This window comes from Streptomyces violaceus (genome assembly GCF_036014075.1).
Taxonomy (GTDB): Bacteria; Actinomycetota; Actinomycetes; order Streptomycetales; family Streptomycetaceae; genus Streptomyces; species Streptomyces violaceus.
In genome coordinates this window covers 2,185,322-2,201,777 of record NZ_CP107911.1, presented here as the reverse complement: position 1 = coordinate 2,201,777, position 16,456 = coordinate 2,185,322, and the positions used below count along the sequence as shown (strand labels likewise).

The window sequence follows — 16,456 nt, the reverse complement described above, 5'->3', positions numbered from 1 at the left end:
AAGCGCTGTCCGCCCCCGGCTCGGAGGACACCGGCGGCCGGGGGCTGCTTCTCGTCGCCGCGCTCGCCACCCGCTGGGGCTGGCACCTCCGGCACGGAGGTCTGGGCAAGACGGTCTGGGCGGAGTGGGTGTTCGCAACTCTCACGTGAGCCCGTGACCGCGGTGGAAGAATGTGGCGAGATGACCTCCAGCGACTACAGCCCGTTCGCCCACCTCACCGCCCCCAACGCCCCTCTCTACCGCCAGGTCATGCGGGCCTTCCTCGCCGCGAAGGAGCGGTTCGCCGTACATCTGCGGCCCGAGGACGTGTACGCCGCCCTGGACGCGGGGAGCCGGCCCGCCGAACTCGAAGCGGTGACGCAGGCGCTGGACAAGCTCGTGGAGTGGGGCAACCTGCGGGCCGACCCGGATCACGCGCGGGTGACGGCGGTCGAGGACTTCTACCGCAGGCGGTTCATCTACCAGCTCACCCGGGCCGGTGAGGCGGCCGAGGCGGCGCTGGGGACGTACGACGAGGTGCTGGGGCGGCGCGGGGAACTCCAGGCGGTCGCGCTGCACGACATCGTCACGCAGCTGCGGGCGCTGCTGGTGATCGCCGCGGAGGACGAGCCCGACCCGGCCAAGACGTACGTCGCGCTGTCCGTGCTGACGGCGCGCTTCACCGACCTCGCGGACAACGCCCGTGCCTTCATGGGCTCGCTGCAGCGCACCATCGACCTGCACGACATCGAGGTCGAGGCGTTCCTCGCCTACAAGGACCGGCTGATCCAGTACCTGGAGCGTTTCATCCAGGATCTCATCACCCTCGGCGGGCGGATCGCCCTGCTGATCGGGGGGCTGGAGGAGCAGGAGCGGGTCGGTCCGCTGCTGCGGCTGGCCGCCGCCCGCGAGGCCGCCGACGCCGCCCCCGGGGAGGCCGAACGGGCGGCGGCGGTGGCGTACCAGCGGTGGGTCGCGCGGTGGTCCGGGCTCGCCGAGTGGTTCGTGTCGGGGGAGGGCCGGGAGTCGCAGGCCAGGCTGCTGCGCGGGCGGGCGCTGGGCTCGATCCCGCAGCTCCTGGCCGTCGTACGGCAGCTCAATGAGCGGCGGGCCGGACGCTCGGACCGGTCGGCCGACTTCCGTACGCTGGCGCGCTGGTTCGCCCAGGCGCCGGACGACGAGGCGCGGCACCGGCTGTGGCGGGTCGCCTTCGGGCTGCACTCCTCCCGGCACCTCACCGTCGACGCCGAGACCCTCGTCGAGCGGACGGCCTCCCCGGAGCCGGCCTCCACCCCGTGGGGCGAGGCCCGACCGCTCAGGATCAGCCCTCAGTTGCGCCGAACGGGCAGTTACGAGCGGCGTGGCAAGCCGCGCAAGGTGGCCGACCGGAGCTTGGCCAAGCGCAGGCTCGCCGAAGTCGCGGCCCGGCAGTCGGAGGAGACCAGGCGGGCCAGGGACCGGCTTGTGACGGGCGGACCGGTGCGGCTGTCCCGGCTCGGCGAACTCGACCCGCTCGCCTTTCAGTTGTTCCTGCGGCTGCTCGGTGACGCGCTCGCCACCTGGCGGCCGGGCACGACGACCACCGCGGCCACCAGCGGGGACGGATCGATGGAGATCCGGTTGACCGCCCTCGACGACGGATCGACGGCCGAAGTGCACACCGTTGACGGTGTGTTCAGCGGTCCCGACCACCTGGTCGACATCGTCGACCTCACGTCGGGGCACGGCGACCGCACCGCACCGGCATCGGCACCCGTTCCCGTCCCCGTCCCCGTCCCCGTCCCCGTCCCGCGGCGGGACACCGCTCCCCAGTTCACGGAGGACCGATGAGCGGCCCTCTCGCCGAGGTCCTTGACGGCCAGCGGCAGGCCGACCTCCAGAAGGCCGCACGCGCCCTGCTGAAGGAGCCGCTGCTCACCGTCGACGGGCCGTACGCCGACGAGTTCCGGCTGGTGCGCCGGCACACCGCCGAGCTGCGGGAGTGGTTCGAACGCAACGTCGGCTGGACACTGCGCACGGACGCCGACGCCGTACGGCTGCGCAAGACGCCGGGCACCCTCACCGACGCCACGCACCCGGCGCGCGAGGCCGGCCGCAGCGCCCTGCCCTTCACCCGCCGCCGCTACGTCCTGCTCTGCCTGGCCCTGGCCGCGCTGGAGCGGGGCGAGTCGCAGGTGGCGCTCGGACGCCTCGCCGAGCAGGTCGTCCTGGCCGCCGCCGATCCCGAACTCGTCGCCGCCGGGATCACGTTCACTCTGGAGCGGCGCGACGAACGCCTCGACCTCGCGGCCGTCGTCCGCCTGCTGCTGCGGCTCGGGGTACTGCGGCGGGTGGCCGGCGACGAGGACGCCTACGTCAGCGGATCGGGTGACGTGCTGTACGACGTGCGGCGGCGCGTGCTGGCCGGGATGCCGGCGTCCCTGCGGGGCCCGTCCATGGTCGAGGCCGAGGGCTGCGAGGAGCGCCTGGTGGAGATGACCGCCTGGACCGCCCTCGACAGCGACGAGCTCAGGTTCCGGGCGGTCCGCTGGAAGCTGACCCGCATCCTCCTGGACGACCCGGTGCTGTACTACGACGACCTGACCGACGACGAACTGGCCTACCTCACCCGGCAGCGCGGCTTCATCACCGCCCGCATCAACGAGCTGACGGGACTCGTCCCGGAGGTCCGGGCCGAGGGCATCGCCATGGTCGACCCGTTGGACGACCTCACAGACGTGCGCATGCCGGAGCAGGGCACCCACGGTCACATCACCCTGCTGCTGGCGGGACACCTGGCACGGGCGCCCAAGCCCGTCGAACCGGCGGAGCTGGCGGCCCTCGTACGGGAACTGGCCGTGGAGCACGGCGGGTTCTGGTCCAAGTCGGCGCGGGAACCGGGAGCCGAGCCCGAACTCGTCGAGCGGGCACTGACCAAGCTGGTGGCGCTGGGACTGGCCGAGCGCACCGAACGGGGTGTCGTACCGCGGCCGGCCCTCGCCCGGTACGCGGTCGGCGAGCCCGTCGTCAGGGAACCCGGACAGGCCCGGCGGCCCGCCGCCGCGACCGCGCAGCCCGTCCAGCCCATGCAGGACGTGCAGCCCGTGCAGGACGAAAGGTGAACCGTTCCGTGACCGCGCCCTCCCGCCCCGAGTCGCCGGGCCCCGCGCTCCCCGCTCCCGCGCCCGGCCGGTGGCGACCCCTGCGCATCGGACTCGTCGATCTCTTCCACTACGACATCGAGGAGTTCTGGTTCCGCGACGGCCGACTGCTGCTGCGCGGCAACAACGGCACCGGCAAGTCGAAGGTGCTCGCCCTCACCCTGCCGTTCCTCCTGGACGGCGACCTCTCCGCCCGCCGTGTCGAACCCGACGGAGACCCGGGCAAGCGCATGGAGTGGAACCTGCTCCTGGGCGGCGCCCACCCGCATCCCGAACGGCTCGGCTACACCTGGATCGAGTTCGGACGACTCGACGCCGCCACCGGCGAGGCGCACTTCCGCACGCTGCTGTGCGGACTGAAGGCGGTCGCCGGACGCGGCATCGCCCGCCACTGGTACGCGGTCACCGACCAGCGGATCGGTGCCGGCCTCGACCTGCTGGACGCGACCGGGACGGCACTGTCCCGGGACCGGCTCGCCGAGGCCGTCGGCGACCACGGCATGGTGTACGACACGGCGAAGGCCTACCGCAGGGCGGTCGACGAAGCCCTCTTCGGTCTCGGGGAGCGGCGCTACGGCGCCCTCGTCGACCTCCTGATCCAGCTGCGCCAGCCCCAGCTGTCCAAGCGCCCGAGCGAGGCCGCCCTGTCCCGGGCACTGACCGAGGCGCTGCCGCCGATGGACCAGGCGGTCGTCGCCGACGCGGCGGAGGCGTTCCGGTCACTGGACGAGGAGAAGGAGGAACTGCGGGCGGCCCGCGAGGCCGAACAGGCATCCTCGGCGTTCCTCGACCACTATCGCCGCTATGCCCGCCTCGCCTCCCGGCGGCGCGCCCGCCTGCCCCGCCGCGAACACGCCCGGTACGAGAACCTGCAGAGGGAACTCGTCAGGGCGCAGGCGGACCGGGAGCGGGCCGAGGCGGACCGCGAGGAGGCCGGGGAGAGAGGCCGCGCCCTGGACGAGCGCGCCGCGCGGCTGGCCGCCCAGGAAGCCGCACTGCGGTCCCGGCCCGAGATGCGCGACGCCCGTGCGCTCGACCGAGCGGCGGACGACGCCTCCCGCACGGCCGGAGAGCTGAAGCGGGCCGAGGCGGACCGGCGTACGGCGGCCGAGGCGCACACCCGTGCTCTGGGCCGGCTCGCCACCGCGGACAACCGGCTCACGGCCGCCCGTAAGACGCTGGACGGCATCCGGGACCGGGTGGCCGAGAGCGCCGCGGCCGCCCGGCTCGATGTCCCCAGGACGGAGGGAGCCCCCGAGACGGTTCTGCGCCGGGAGGCGGACGAGGCGACCGCGAGCAGGCGGCGCGCCGTCGAGCACGTGGCGGAACTCGCCACGCGCGCCGAGCAGGCCGAAGAGCAGCACCGGGCGGCCCGGCTGCGCGCCGACGAGGCCGATGAGGAGGTCGTGCACGGCGAGGAGCGGCTGGCCGAGGCGGAGGAGGACGTCGCTCTGGCGGGGCGGGCGCTGGTCACGGCCGTACGGGAGCACCTCTCCGGGTGCGTGGAGCTGCGGGTGCCCGGGCTGCCCGGGGTCCTGGACGCCGTACAGGACTGGGTCGGCGGTCTGGACGGCCCGCCGCCGGCCCGTACGGCGGCGGGCGAGGCGCATCGCGCCGCCGCCTCCCGCCTGGCCGAACAGGCGGCCGGACTGGCCCACCGCGCGGCGGTGACGGCGGAGCGGCAGCGGCTGGCGGCGGAGGAACTGACCGCCCTCGAAACGGGTGGGGAGCGCGGCCCCGCGGCTCCCCCGACGCGCACACCCGGCGTGCGGGACAGGGGCCCCGGCGCTCCGCTGTGGCGGTTGGTCGACTTCCGCCCGCACGTCACCGAGGCCGAACGCGCGGGACTGGAAGCCGCGCTGGAGGCATCGGGGCTCCTCGACGCGTGGGTGCGGCCGGACGGCTCCGCGGTCGCGGCGGACGGCCATGACGTGCTGCTCGACCCGGTCGGGCTGCTCGGCGGAACCGGCCTCGACCGCGCGCTGTGTCCGGCGGTCGACCCCGCCGACGCGGGCGCCGCAGCCGTGGGGGAGGAGACAGTCGCGCGCCTGCTCGCCTCGATCGGACTGGCCGCGGGCGACGCCGACGGGCCCGGCGAAGCCGCCTGGGAGGACGGCGGCCACGACACCTGGATCTGCGCGGACGGGCGTTTCCGCGTCGGGGCGCTCATCGGGAGCTGGGCCAAGGACAGCGCCCAGTACGTGGGGGAAGGAGCGCGGGAACAGGCGCGTCGCGTCCGGATCGGGGAACTGCGCGCCGAGGTCGACGGCTTGACGGCGGAGCGGGAACGGCTGGCCGAGGAGGCCCGCGCCGTGGCCGGGCGCCGTGCCGTGCTGGACGCCGAACTCGCCGCACTGCCGGACGACGACGACCTGCGGCACGCCCACGCCCGCGTCACCGCCGCGACCGAGGCGGTTCGCCGCGTCCGCGCCCGGAGGGACGAACGGGCCGCGGAACTCGCTCCGGCCACGTCGAGGGCCGAGCGCGCGGCGGCCGAACTGGCCGACACGGCGGCCGCCCTGAACCTCCCCACCGACCCCACGGCACTGGGCGCCGTGCGCCAGGCGCTCGCCGACCACACCGCTCTCCTGGCGGCCCTGTGGCCCGCTCTGCGTGAACGCGTCGACGCCGAACGCGCGGTGACCGGCGAACAGGAGGAGACCCACCGGGCCGAACGCCTCGTGTCCGAACTCGCGGAGCGCGCCACGGAGGCGGCTCGGATGGCCGCGGCGGCCGACGAACACCTCACGACCCTGCGCTCCACCGTCGGAGCGGCCGTCGCCGAGCTGCAGAGGCAACTGGAGGAGACGGCCGAGGCGGCCCGGGTCTGCGAGCAGGAGCGGGGGCAGGCCCGGGCGGAGTACGGTGACGCCGACCGGCGGGCCGGCCGCGCCGAGGGACGCATCGAGCGGCTCGCCGAGGACGTCACCGAAGCGACCGCCGCGCGTGAGGAGGCCGTCGCGGCGCTCCAGCGGTTCGCGGCGACGGGACTGCTCGCCGTCGCGCTGCCCGACGTCGATGTACCGGACGACGGGGGAGGGACGTGGGCGGCGACCCCCGCCATCGCCCTCGCGCGGGCCGTGGAGTCACGGCTCTCCTCGATCGACGACACCGACGCGGCCTGGGAGCGCGTGCAGAAGCGGCTGAGCGAGGAGTTCGGCAGGCTCCAGGACGCGCTGTCGCGGCACGGCCACACCGCCACCGCCCGACCGAGCGAGGACGGCATGCGGGTCGCCATCGTCTACCAGGGGCGGGAACGGGCCGTGCCCGAACTCGCCGAGGCACTGGCCGTGGAGGTCGCGGAACTGACCCGCATCCTGTCCGCACGCGAGCGCGAGGTCCTCCAGACCCATCTGATCACCGAGGTCGCCGGGACGCTCCAGGAACTGATCGGCGCGGCCGAACGGCAGGTGGCCGCCATGAACAGGGAGCTGGAAGAGCGCCCGACCTCCACCGGCATGAAACTGCGGCTGGTGTGGAGGGCGTCCCGCCGGGCCCCGCAGGGACTGGCCCAGGCCCGCGAACGGCTGCGTCAGTCCGCCGACGCGTGGTCGGCCGAGGACCGGGCCGCGGTCGGCGCGTTCCTCCAGGAACAGATCGCCCACCGGCAGGCCGACGACAGCGCCGGCAGCTGGCTTGAGGACCTCACCGCCGCCCTCGACTACCGGTCCTGGCACGAGTTCGGCGTCGAACGCCACCAGCACGGCAAGTGGGTTCCGGCCACCGGACCGGCCTCCGGCGGGGAGCGGGTTCTGGCCGCGTCCGTGCCCCTGTTCGCGGCCGCGTCGTCGCACTACGCGAGTGCGGGCGGCGCGCACGCCCCGCGCCTGGTCACCCTGGACGAGGCGTTCGCCGGCGTCGACGACGACTCGCGCGCCAAGTGCCTCGGTCTGCTGCGCGCCTTCGACCTCGACGTCGTGATGACCAGCGAACGCGAATGGGCCTGCTACCCCCAGGTGCCCGGCATCGCCATCGCCCAGCTCTCCCGCGTCGACGACATCGACGCCGTACTGGTGACGCGTTGGGAATGGGACGGCAGCGAGCGGCGGCGCGGCACGCAGCCCGGTGCCCGGCCGGACGCGCTCGCGGCGGCTGCCGGTGCCGCTGGCGGTGACTGTGACGAGGGGCCCGACGGGCCGGTGGGTCCCTTCGGTGAGCCAGAGCGGGCCGCCGTGGTCGACAGCGTCGGCGGACAGGATTCCCTGTGGACGTAGACCGTTCAGCGACCTGGCCCGACCGCGACGGAGGCCGGGCGGCGGCCGGACGCACGACACCGCCCGACGCCACCGCGGACGCGGTGCAGACCGGGCCGTCACCGGCAGAAGCCCGGACCGACGTCGATGCCGAGCGCCTCGGACGTCTGCTCGGCGATTCCGGCCTCACCTGGTTCGTGGACCGCCTGCGGCAGCGCATGGCACGCGGCCGGCCGCTCACCGGCTCCGTCACCTTGTCCGACCCCGACGAGTCCCAACGGCGCGCCGCCGAACGCCTGCTGGGACGGGCACCACGATCCGGCGGCTCCCTCAGCGTGCGCCTCGCCACCGTGGACGAGATCCTGCGTCGCTCCGGTGTCAGCCCCGACGGACTGGCGGCGGCCGTCATCGCCCTCACCGGCCCGGTCATACTCCACGCCGAGACACGGAACAGGGAGGAACAGGCCTGGGAGGAGGCTTACGCCCCGCTCGTCAACCTCGACGCGGAGCTGGCCCGCTGGGCCGAGCGGATCCGCCGTGACGGTCTCGTACGGCGCCTCGCCCGTACACCGGAGGCCGCGGCCCCCCTGGTGGAAGCTGCCGTGCGCGCGTTGCGTGCGCTGCCCGCGTCACCCCCGACATCGCGGGCGACGTTCGCGGCACGGAACCTCTCGGGCGCCCATGCCCTGGACGAGGGGACGCCGCTCGCCACTCTCGTGCTGTCCGGCATCCGTTGCCTCACCGGCTTCCCCGACGGATCCGGTGCGCAGTGGCGGCGGGAGGCGTGGGCCTCGGCGGGCTTGCTCAAGGACGACCTGTCATCGACCGTCCTCACCCTCAACCTGCGCGGTACTCCCGCCCTCGACTGGATGGCCGACGCGGGGGAACCGGCCGTCCTGACGCTCCGCTCCCTCACCCGTCTCGCACCGGTCGCCTCCGTTGCGGCGGCGGGAACCGTGCACATCTGCGAGAACCCGGCCGTGCTGTCCGCCGCCGCCGACGCCCTCGGCCCGGAGTGCCCGCCCATGGTGTGCCTCCAGGGGCAACCGTCGGCCGCCGCGCTCACCTTGCTGCGCGACCTGTCCATGCGGGGAGCCCGCCTCCTCTACCACGGCGATTTCGACTGGGGCGGGGTGCGCATCGCCGCAGCGCTGGCGCGAAGCGTCCCTTGGCTGCCGTGGCGCTACACGGCAGCCGATTACCGAACAGCCGTGACCGAAGCGGCCGAAGCCCCGGACCTGATGGGCCCGCCCGCGGCAACTCCCTGGGACCCTGCCCTGGCCGTCGCTCTCGCCGAGCGCGGTGTCCGGGTCGAGGAGGAGATGGTGCTGGACGACTTGCTCACGGACCTCGGATCGGGTCCCCACTGAGCCGCGTCCCGAGAGCGCGGTGGGCGCAGATCCGACGAGGACCGAACCATTGGTGAGCAGCGCGCTGTCGTCCTGTCCTTGAACCGGCGACAGAGGGCCCCTGACCTGTGGCTTTGTGTGTGCGTGTGATGTGCGGTGTGGGTGTTACGGGCGATATCTTGACGCCACTGCCGGCTGTCAGCCCTTGCGCGGGGCGGCCAGGCCGGATTCGTAGGCGAGAACCACGAGTTGGGCCCGGTCTCGGGCATGGAGTTTGGTCATGGCCCGGTTGATGTGGGTCTTCGCGGTCATCGGGCTGATCACCATGTGGCCGGCGATCTGGTCGTTGGACAGGCCCTGTGCGGCCAGGGCGACCGCTTCGCGCTCGCGGCCGGTCAGCTCCTCCAGCGCGGCACTGGAGGCGGGGGGCGGCTGGGCGACGTACCGGTGGATCAGCTTGCGGGTGATGGACGGGGCGAGCAGAGCGTCGTCGCGGGCGGCTACCCGTACGGCGTGCAGGAGGTCCTCCGGCACGATGTCCTTGACCAGGAACCCGGCGGCGCCGGCGCGCAGCGCTTCGAAGACGTACTCGTCCATGCCGTAGTTGGTCAGCATGACGACGTGGACGCCGGCCAGGGTCGGGTCCGCGGCGATGCGCCGGGTCGCCTCGATGCCGTCCATGACCGGCATCTGGATGTCGATGAGCGCTACGTGGGGCAGATGATCCTTGATGAGCGCCAGCCCCTCGTCGCCGTCGGCGGCTTCGGCCACCACCTCGATGTCGTCTTCGAGGTCGAGCAGCGCGCGGAAGCCGCTGCGGATGAGCGGCTGGTCGTCGACCAGCAGGACACGGATCATGATGCTCGTTCCACAGGGAGTTCGGCCTGGACGGTGAAGCCGTGCTCGGTGCGCGGCTGCGCGCGCAGCCGGCCCCCGAGGGCGGTGACGCGTTCGCGCATGCCGAGCAGCCCGAGGCCGGGAGCCGGGGTGTCGTCGGGGGTGGCCTTGCCGTCGTCGTCGACCTGGACGGCAAGGGCGTCGGGCCGGTATTCGATCAGGACCGTCGCGGTGGTGGCACGGGCGTGCCGGGCGGTGTTGGTCAGTGCTTCCTGGACGATGCGGTAGGCGGTCCGGCCCACCGCGGCCGGCAGGTCGTGCCGTTGCCCTTCGATCGTCAGCGTCGCGTCCAGGCCCATCGAACGGGCGCGCTCCACGAGTTCCGGTACCTGCTCGAGGCTCTGCGGCGGGGTCGTGTCGTCGTCGCGCAGGGCCTCCAGCGTCGCGCGCAGCTCCCGGGTCGCCTCCCGGCCGGCCGTCTGGATCGCCAGCAGCGTCTCGGGCACCTGCTCGCCGCGCCTGCGGGCTACGTGGACGGCGACCTCGGACTGCACCTTGATGATCGAAATCTGGTGGGTGAGGGAGTCGTGCAGCTCCCGCGCGATGTGCAGCCGCTCCTCATCCGCGCGGCGCCGAGCGGTCTCCTCCCGGGTGCGCTCGGCTTCGTCCGCCCGCCGCTCGGCCTGCCGCAGCGCCTCCCCGGCGGCAAAGGCGGCAATCAGCCAGGCGATTTCCAGCACGTTCCGGGCCTGCGCGAACGCCTCGCGTGCCGGCCCGTCGCGGAAGACCAGCGCCGTGAGAGGGAGAACGACGAGCAAGGACACGGATACCGCCACCGTCAGGACACGGTGCCCAGCCCGCACGGCGCCGTACACCGCAACCAGGTACGAGACGGCGAGCACCTCAAAACCCGCCGCCTCGTACCCCACCGCGCACAGGCCGGTGACAGCCAGCACGGCAATCGGAGCCCTACGACGCGCGACAAGCGCCAGACCGCCCGCCGCCAGCAGCACGGCACCGATCAGCTCGCGCTCCCCGGCCGGGTGCCGCCCCGACAGCCCGGTTCCCAGCAGCAGTGCCGCCACGCTGACGGCAATCACCCAGTCCATGGCACCGGCCGGGACACGAAAACGCCCTGTGTCCATGCGCGCACCCTAGCCGGACCCCGTTGCGGGCGAGTCCCGCCCGCGGACGAGCGGCCGGCTACCGCATCCGCGGTACACGCCCGCCGCCTGCCGCACGCGCGGCAGTCGACTGCCATGCCGACGGCAGCTCGAAAAGACCGCAGCCGCCGGACGACCAGCAGGGCGGTCGCCAGGCAATCTCGAGGCACAACGGAAACCGCGGAATTCGCCACGCACGAAGGAGGAGAGCGGCATGAGCGCAACAGATGTCCTGACGGTGGCCGCCGAGGGCGGAGTCATCGGCGACGGGCGGACAGGGGCCAACCTGGCCCTCGGGGTGGGGCTGATCGGCGTGGCCATCGGCCGGCTGGCCCTGGCCCGCGTCGCCGGCCGTATCAGCACCGGCAACGCGCGCACCGGCGCCAAGGCGGCGATGGCGGTGGGCCTGGTCGGCACGGCCCTCGCGGCGCTGCATCTGGCCACCTCCAGCGGTGGCCCCGGTACGGGCAACGGGATGGTGGGAGCCATCGCGGCCATCCCCTTGGGGCTGATCGCCATGGCTCTCGGCCGGCGCGCTCTCGCCCGCTCCCGGCGCACCGAGCGGAGCGCCGGGAGCGTCGGACATGAGCGGGAGTTCGGGGCCACCTCCTAGGCGACACCTCGCTCGTGCAGGTGAGCGGCTCAGGTCGCCCGGCGGGCGCTGATGGCCCGGCGGATGCCGTAGGCGGCGATGCCGACGGCCAGGACCAGGGTCCCCCATCCGACGGAGTCGGCGGGCAGGGTGAAGGCCAGCAGCAGGCAGCCGGCCAGGCCGACCGCGGGGACGATGCGGGGCGGGCGGTTCTCGTCCGGCGTGAGCGTCCAGGCGGAGGCGTTGGCGACGGCGTAGTAGACCAGGACGCCGAAGGAGGAGAAGCCGATCGCGCCACGTACGTCGGCGGTGGCGGCGAACACGACGACGACGGCGCCCACCAGCAGTTCGGCGCGGTGCGGCACCTGGAAGCGCGGATGAACGGCGGCCAGGACGTGGGGCAGGTGCCGGTCGCGGGCCATCGCCAGGGTGGTGCGGGAGACACCCAGGATCAGAGCGAGCAAGGAGCCGAGCGCGGCGACGGCCGCCCCGACCCGCACGACGGGCGCCAGCCAGTCCGCACCCGCGGCCCGCACCGCATCCGACAGCGGCGCGGCCGCCTCGCCCAGCCCCCGGGGGCCGAGCACCATCAGGACGGCGAGGGCCACGGCCGCGTACACGACCAGGGTCAGGCCGAGGGCGAGCGGGATGGCGCGGGGGATGGTGCGCGCGGGATCGCGGACTTCCTCGCCGAGGGTGGCGATGCGGGCGTACCCGGCGAAGGCGAAAAACAGCAGGCCCGCCGCCTGCAGCACGCCGGTGACGGTGGCATCGGAGCCGACATCCAGCCGGACGGTGTCCGCTGCCGACGAGGTGAGGCTCGCGACCACGACCGCCGCAAGCACCGCCAGCACGACGACGACGACAACCCGTGTCAGCCAAGCGGACTTCTGGATCCCGGCATAGTTCACGGCGGTCAGCGCCACCACCGCGGCGACCGCCACCGCGTGGGCATGACCGGGCCACACGTACGAGCCGACGGTCAGCGCCATCGCCGCACAGGAGGCCGTCTTGCCGATGACGAAGGCCCAGCCGGCCAGGTAGCCCCAGAAGTCGCCGAGGCGTTCGCGGCCATAGACGTAGGTGCCGCCCGAAGCCGGATAGCGGGCGGCCAGCCGGGCGGAGGAGGTGGCGTTGCAGTACGCCACCACCGCGGCCAACGCCAGAGCGACCAGCAGCCCGGAGCCGGCCGCGCGGGCGGCCGGGGCGAGCGCGGCGAAAATGCCCGCGCCGATCATCGAACCCAGTCCGATGAGGACGGAGTCGCCGACGCCGAGCCGCCGCTGGAGCTGAGGTGACGCGGTCTCGGCGGGCTGACTCATGACGTGCCTCCGTCTTCCGGCATTGAGCGTCGGACTCCCGACAGCAAGGTACATCAATTCAGTTTGATGTATTCTGGCGTCATGAGGGCCTCGGATCCCGCCGCCCCGGCGTTCGTGCAGCTGGCCGCCCACCCGCTGCGGTGGAAGCTGCTGACGGAACTCGCCGCGAGTGACTATCGGGTCCGCGAACTGGTGGAGCGGGTCGGCCAGCCACAGAACCTGGTCTCCTACCATCTGCGGCTGCTCCGCGGCGGCGGGCTGGTCACCGCCCGCCGCAGCAGTTTCGACGCCCGCGACAGCTACTACCACCTGGACCTGCGGCAGTGCGCCCACGGGCTCGCCCACGCCGGTAGCGCCCTGCACCCAGCGCTGGGTTTCGCCCCCGCCCCGCCGTCCTCGCCTCGGCCGGAAGGGCGGCCCGCCGTCCTGTTCGTCTGCACCGGCAACAGCGCCCGCTCCCCGATCGCCGAGGCGCTGCTGCGCCACCGCACCGACGGTCGGGTCGAGGTGGCCAGCGCCGGCAGCCATCCCAAACCCCGCCTCCATTCCGACGCCGTGCAAGTCCTGCGTGAGCAGCACGGCATCGACATCTCGGGGCAGCGTCCACGACACCTGGACACCGTGCTCGGCCGCCGGTTCGACTACGTGATCAGCCTGTGCGACAAGGTCCGCGAGGTCTGCCCCGACTTCGGCGACCTGCCACGGCTGGTCCACTGGAGCATCCCCGACCCCGCCGCGGCCACCAGCCCCGGCCCGGTCGGCCACCCCGCATTCGTCCGCACGGCAGCAGAGATCGACACCCGCATCCGCTACCTGCTGCCGCTGCTCACCCTCACGCCACAGGAGGTTCAGCCGTGACCACGCCCGACCAGTTCGCCAGCGTCCGCTACCTCGTCGACGACGTCCAGGCGGCCATCGACTTCTACACCAGCCACCTGGGTTTCACCCTCCGCAGCCACCCCGCCCCCGCCTTCGCCGACGTGACCCGCGGGCCGCTGCGGCTGCTGCTGTCCGGCCCGGCCAGCTCCGGCGCCCGCGCCACCCCCAGCGACCTCGGCGCCGGGGGCAACCGCATCCACCTGACCGTCGACGACCTCGACACCGAGACCGACCGGCTACGCACCGCCGGACTCACCTTCCTCAGCGATGTCGTCTCGGGCCCCGGCGGGCGTCAGATCCTGCTCACCGACCCCGCCGGCAACCTCATCGAACTGTTCGAACCTGCGCGCTAGGCGAAACGCATTCACCTGTTGCCTGCCGTCGCGGACGTGCTGAACGCTCCGTTGTCCCCTTCTGAGGGCGAACGCCTCACCGCCCGTGAGATCGACCGGGCCTCCGCTATCGCAGTAGAGGGTTTTGTCGGTATGTCGGTTTTCGAGGTCGCCGACGCGGATTTCAGTCTCGGCTGCACTCCTGTCCGAGCGCGACGAGATGTGCGCCGCGGAACGAGCTATGCACTCTCGTTGTCACCGCGCAGGGAATGGATCATGCTCTGCAGGATCCGGAACGCGTCTGACTGCTCGGTCTCGGTCAGGCCGGCCAGCATTCTGGCCTCGACGGACCGGACGGCTGCGCTCGCCTGCTCGAGGCTTCGTCGGCCGCGAGGCGTGAGCCGCGTGGGAAGCACCTTCCCGACGGGTGCCTCCGCAGGCCTGGTCACGTAGCCGTCTCGTTCCAGCGCCTGGAGCAGCACGTTCATCGTCTGCCGTGTCACGAACGCGCCCCGCGCGAGCTCGGAGTTCGACAAGCCCGGTCGTTGCGCCAGCAGCTCGAGGCAGGAGTAGTGCGTCACGCTCATCCCGAGCGGCCGCAGCACTTCCTCCATGGCCGCGCGGAGGGCGCTCGACGATTCTTTGAGCAGGTAGCCCAGTGACGTCTCCAGGTCGACGCCGACACCTTCTTGACCCATGTCAGTATTCTGACATAGCTTGATGCGTGTCAGAAAACTGACACGGAAAGAAGGAGCGTCATCATGCCCGCCACCGGCCCCGACTTCATCTCGCTCCAAGTACGCGACCTCGACGCTTCGCAGGCGTTCTACGAGCAGTACCTGGGCCTCGTCCGCTCGCCGGCCGGACCTCCGCACGCCGTCGTCTTCGAGACGAAGCCGATCGCGTTCGCACTTCGCGACGTCATTCCCGGCACCGACCTCGCATCCGTCGCTCAGCCCGGCATCGGTGCCGCGATCTGGCTCCACGCCACCGACGTCCAGACCATCCACGACGCGTTCGTCGCCGACGGTCACACCATCGTCTCCGCACCGGTCGACGGTCCCTTCGGCCGGACCTTCACCTTCGCCGACCCCGACGGTTACCAGGTCACGCTCCACGACCGCGCTTGATCGACCGAACGCCACCGGACGATCACCAGCGGTTGCGCCCCAGGCTCGACTTCTCGGAGCCGACGCGGCTGTCCGGTTGAGACGGCTGGCGATAACCGCCGTTGGGCAAGCGCCGGCCGAGGCGGCACGGTCGGACACACAAACCGGCGTGGGGTGCTGGTGCCGGACCTGGCGGCCCGGTTGTGCCTGTCGGAGGGGTGGGTGCGGCAGGTCTTGAATGGGCGGAAGCCGGCCGAACCGCCGGAGGTCGGAGAGGCCGCCTGACCCGTGCAGCCATCAACCTGGCCCCAATGCGCTCGCCACAGCAAACAAGCCATTCGTCTGACGAGTTAATCCGGTGTTTCAAGAGTGGTGGTCGAGCACTGCCGGCAAGCCGTTAGGATCACGGCATGATTACGGCTTGGTCGCCTTCGCGCATGCTCGGGGTACGCTCCGCGGGCCAGGTGCTGCGCGTGCTGGCCCTGGCCGTTTTGCTGTTCGGGGTCGTCGTGACGCACGGCGTGCACGTCGAAAGCGTCAGTGGACACCTCTCCGCCAGTGCAACCGCATCCGCTGCACCCTCGGTTAATGACGTCCGCCGTGCAACCGCGGAGCCGTCACCATTGATCGCCGGGGAAGTCGACGATGACCACGGCGGTCATGAGCCGTCACATCCTGGTGAGCAGTGTGCATCGGGGCAGCCTCAGCAGGGTTCTGCGTTCGTATCGCCCTGCTTTGCAGCGTCGGTTCGCGAATCAGCCAGCGCGGATAACGCTTCCACCGCGCGTTTTCCCGCGGCTGGTAGGCCCCTGGACGGTGCCCCACCCGCGGCTTTGAGAGCAGCCTCAGTGGTGCAGCAGGTCTAGAAGGACGGAACTCTCCGACCAGCCCGCCGGTTGTCGCCGGTTCCGCTGGTACCACGAGACGAGCGTCGTGTCCCGTACTCCTGATGGGTCGTCACGCTCGTCGATGCCGTCCTGCCCCCCAACCCATGTCTGCGCCTCACTCCATCCTCCTTGGAGATGAGGCAGCAGCGCGGAGGACCTGTGCCGACACGCTTCCGTATCCCCGCTCATGCCCTATGGGCCCCAGGTGGCTCATCCTGGCCACGCCGACTCGTCTCGGCCATCCGCGGCGCCCTCGTCATGGCGCTCATGATGTGCGCCGTCATTCATGGCACGGCCGAGGAGACGCACGATTCGAGACCCGTTCCCGCCGCTGCTTCGACGATTGCCGCGGGTGGTGAGCCCCACGGCTCCCACGGCCCCCACGGAGCCGAGGACTGTGCGTCGAACATGGTCGTCCGTGCGGCGGCCCAGTCGCTGGAGAAGCTTCCCCTCGGCGCGATGGCCGTGGTCGTCCTGGTCGCCGCGTCCGCGGTGGTGGGAAGACCGCCGGCACGGCATGAACTGCGCAGACGCCGCAGCACACGCACCGGCCGCGTGGCGCTCGCCCGTACGTCCCGGTGGCGGATCTAGACCACTCGCTCGCAGCTGACGGACCCCGTCGCTGCCGCGCACCCAAGGCCTGCACGCGGACCGCGGTCCGCCCTGTCGCCGCA

Annotated in this window: 13 protein-coding genes; 9 read left to right on the top strand and 4 right to left on the bottom strand. The window is 72.6% G+C overall.

Translation table 11 applies throughout. The features are described 5' to 3' along the window. Nucleotides 1-180 precede the first annotated feature (180 nt). From OG542_RS09825 to OG542_RS09810, 4 genes are read left to right on the top strand one after another with little or no spacing between them, the layout of a single operon-like run. Nucleotides 181-1,809, top strand: coding sequence for a TIGR02677 family protein (locus tag OG542_RS09825; RefSeq protein WP_328410002.1), 1,629 nt, complete (start codon nucleotides 181-183; stop codon nucleotides 1,807-1,809). Continuing rightward, the gene (locus OG542_RS09820) at nucleotides 1,806-3,080 is read left to right on the top strand and encodes a TIGR02678 family protein (protein ID WP_328410000.1); all 1,275 of its coding nucleotides are present in this window, start codon (nucleotides 1,806-1,808) and stop codon (nucleotides 3,078-3,080) included. Before OG542_RS09825 ends, OG542_RS09820 begins: the two co-directional genes overlap by 4 nt. Nucleotides 3,081-3,088: 8 nt before the next feature. Continuing rightward, the gene (locus OG542_RS09815; protein ID WP_328409998.1) at nucleotides 3,089-7,333 is read left to right on the top strand and encodes a TIGR02680 family protein; all 4,245 of its coding nucleotides are present in this window, start codon (nucleotides 3,089-3,091) and stop codon (nucleotides 7,331-7,333) included. Next, the gene (locus OG542_RS09810; RefSeq protein ID WP_328409995.1) at nucleotides 7,324-8,682 is read left to right on the top strand and encodes a TIGR02679 family protein; all 1,359 of its coding nucleotides are present in this window, start codon (nucleotides 7,324-7,326) and stop codon (nucleotides 8,680-8,682) included. The genes OG542_RS09815 and OG542_RS09810 overlap by 10 nt, the downstream gene beginning before the upstream one ends. A 177-nt stretch (nucleotides 8,683-8,859) precedes the next feature. Here the strand turns inward: OG542_RS09810 and OG542_RS09805 are convergent, their stop codons facing one another. Both OG542_RS09805 and OG542_RS09800 read right to left on the bottom strand, forming a co-directional pair. After that, on the bottom strand, nucleotides 8,860-9,519 hold the full coding sequence (locus OG542_RS09805; RefSeq protein WP_328409993.1) for a response regulator transcription factor: 660 nt from the start codon (nucleotides 9,517-9,519) through the stop codon (nucleotides 8,860-8,862). Continuing rightward, nucleotides 9,516-10,643 carry a sensor histidine kinase gene (locus tag OG542_RS09800; protein ID WP_328409991.1) on the bottom strand — a complete coding sequence of 376 codons (1,128 nt, stop codon included), beginning with the start codon at nucleotides 10,641-10,643 and terminating at the stop codon, nucleotides 9,516-9,518. Before OG542_RS09800 ends, OG542_RS09805 begins: the two co-directional genes overlap by 4 nt. Nucleotides 10,644-10,875: 232 nt before the next feature. Here OG542_RS09800 and OG542_RS09795 point away from each other — a divergent pair, with 232 nt between their 5' ends. Then, complete coding sequence (locus tag OG542_RS09795; protein WP_328409989.1) at nucleotides 10,876-11,274, top strand: DUF6223 family protein; 399 nt, start codon at nucleotides 10,876-10,878, stop codon at nucleotides 11,272-11,274. Between the two features lie 29 nt (nucleotides 11,275-11,303). On the opposite strand, the gene OG542_RS09790 is transcribed toward OG542_RS09795, so the two are convergent. Continuing rightward, nucleotides 11,304-12,575 carry an APC family permease gene (locus OG542_RS09790; RefSeq protein ID WP_328409987.1) on the bottom strand — a complete coding sequence of 424 codons (1,272 nt, stop codon included), beginning with the start codon at nucleotides 12,573-12,575 and terminating at the stop codon, nucleotides 11,304-11,306. Nucleotides 12,576-12,656: 81 nt separating this feature from the next. Here OG542_RS09790 and OG542_RS09785 point away from each other — a divergent pair, with 81 nt between their 5' ends. Next, nucleotides 12,657-13,433, top strand: a complete 777-nt coding sequence (locus OG542_RS09785) for an arsenate reductase/protein-tyrosine-phosphatase family protein (protein WP_328409985.1) — start codon at nucleotides 12,657-12,659, stop codon at nucleotides 13,431-13,433. Then, the gene (locus OG542_RS09780; RefSeq protein WP_311128131.1) at nucleotides 13,430-13,807 is read left to right on the top strand and encodes a VOC family protein; all 378 of its coding nucleotides are present in this window, start codon (nucleotides 13,430-13,432) and stop codon (nucleotides 13,805-13,807) included. Before OG542_RS09785 ends, OG542_RS09780 begins: the two co-directional genes overlap by 4 nt. Before the next feature lie 218 nt (nucleotides 13,808-14,025). On the opposite strand, the gene OG542_RS09775 is transcribed toward OG542_RS09780, so the two are convergent. Beyond that, the gene (locus tag OG542_RS09775; protein WP_311128132.1) at nucleotides 14,026-14,484 is read right to left on the bottom strand and encodes a MarR family winged helix-turn-helix transcriptional regulator; all 459 of its coding nucleotides are present in this window, start codon (nucleotides 14,482-14,484) and stop codon (nucleotides 14,026-14,028) included. 63 nt (nucleotides 14,485-14,547) lie between these two features. Here OG542_RS09775 and OG542_RS09770 point away from each other — a divergent pair, with 63 nt between their 5' ends. Continuing rightward, a complete protein-coding gene (locus tag OG542_RS09770) occupies nucleotides 14,548-14,916 on the top strand; it encodes a VOC family protein (RefSeq protein ID WP_328409982.1) in 369 nt (122 codons plus the stop codon). A 1,274-nt stretch (nucleotides 14,917-16,190) separates the two neighbouring features. Then, complete coding sequence (locus OG542_RS09765; RefSeq protein WP_229845194.1) at nucleotides 16,191-16,373, top strand: hypothetical protein; 183 nt, start codon at nucleotides 16,191-16,193, stop codon at nucleotides 16,371-16,373. Nucleotides 16,374-16,456 lie beyond the last annotated feature (83 nt).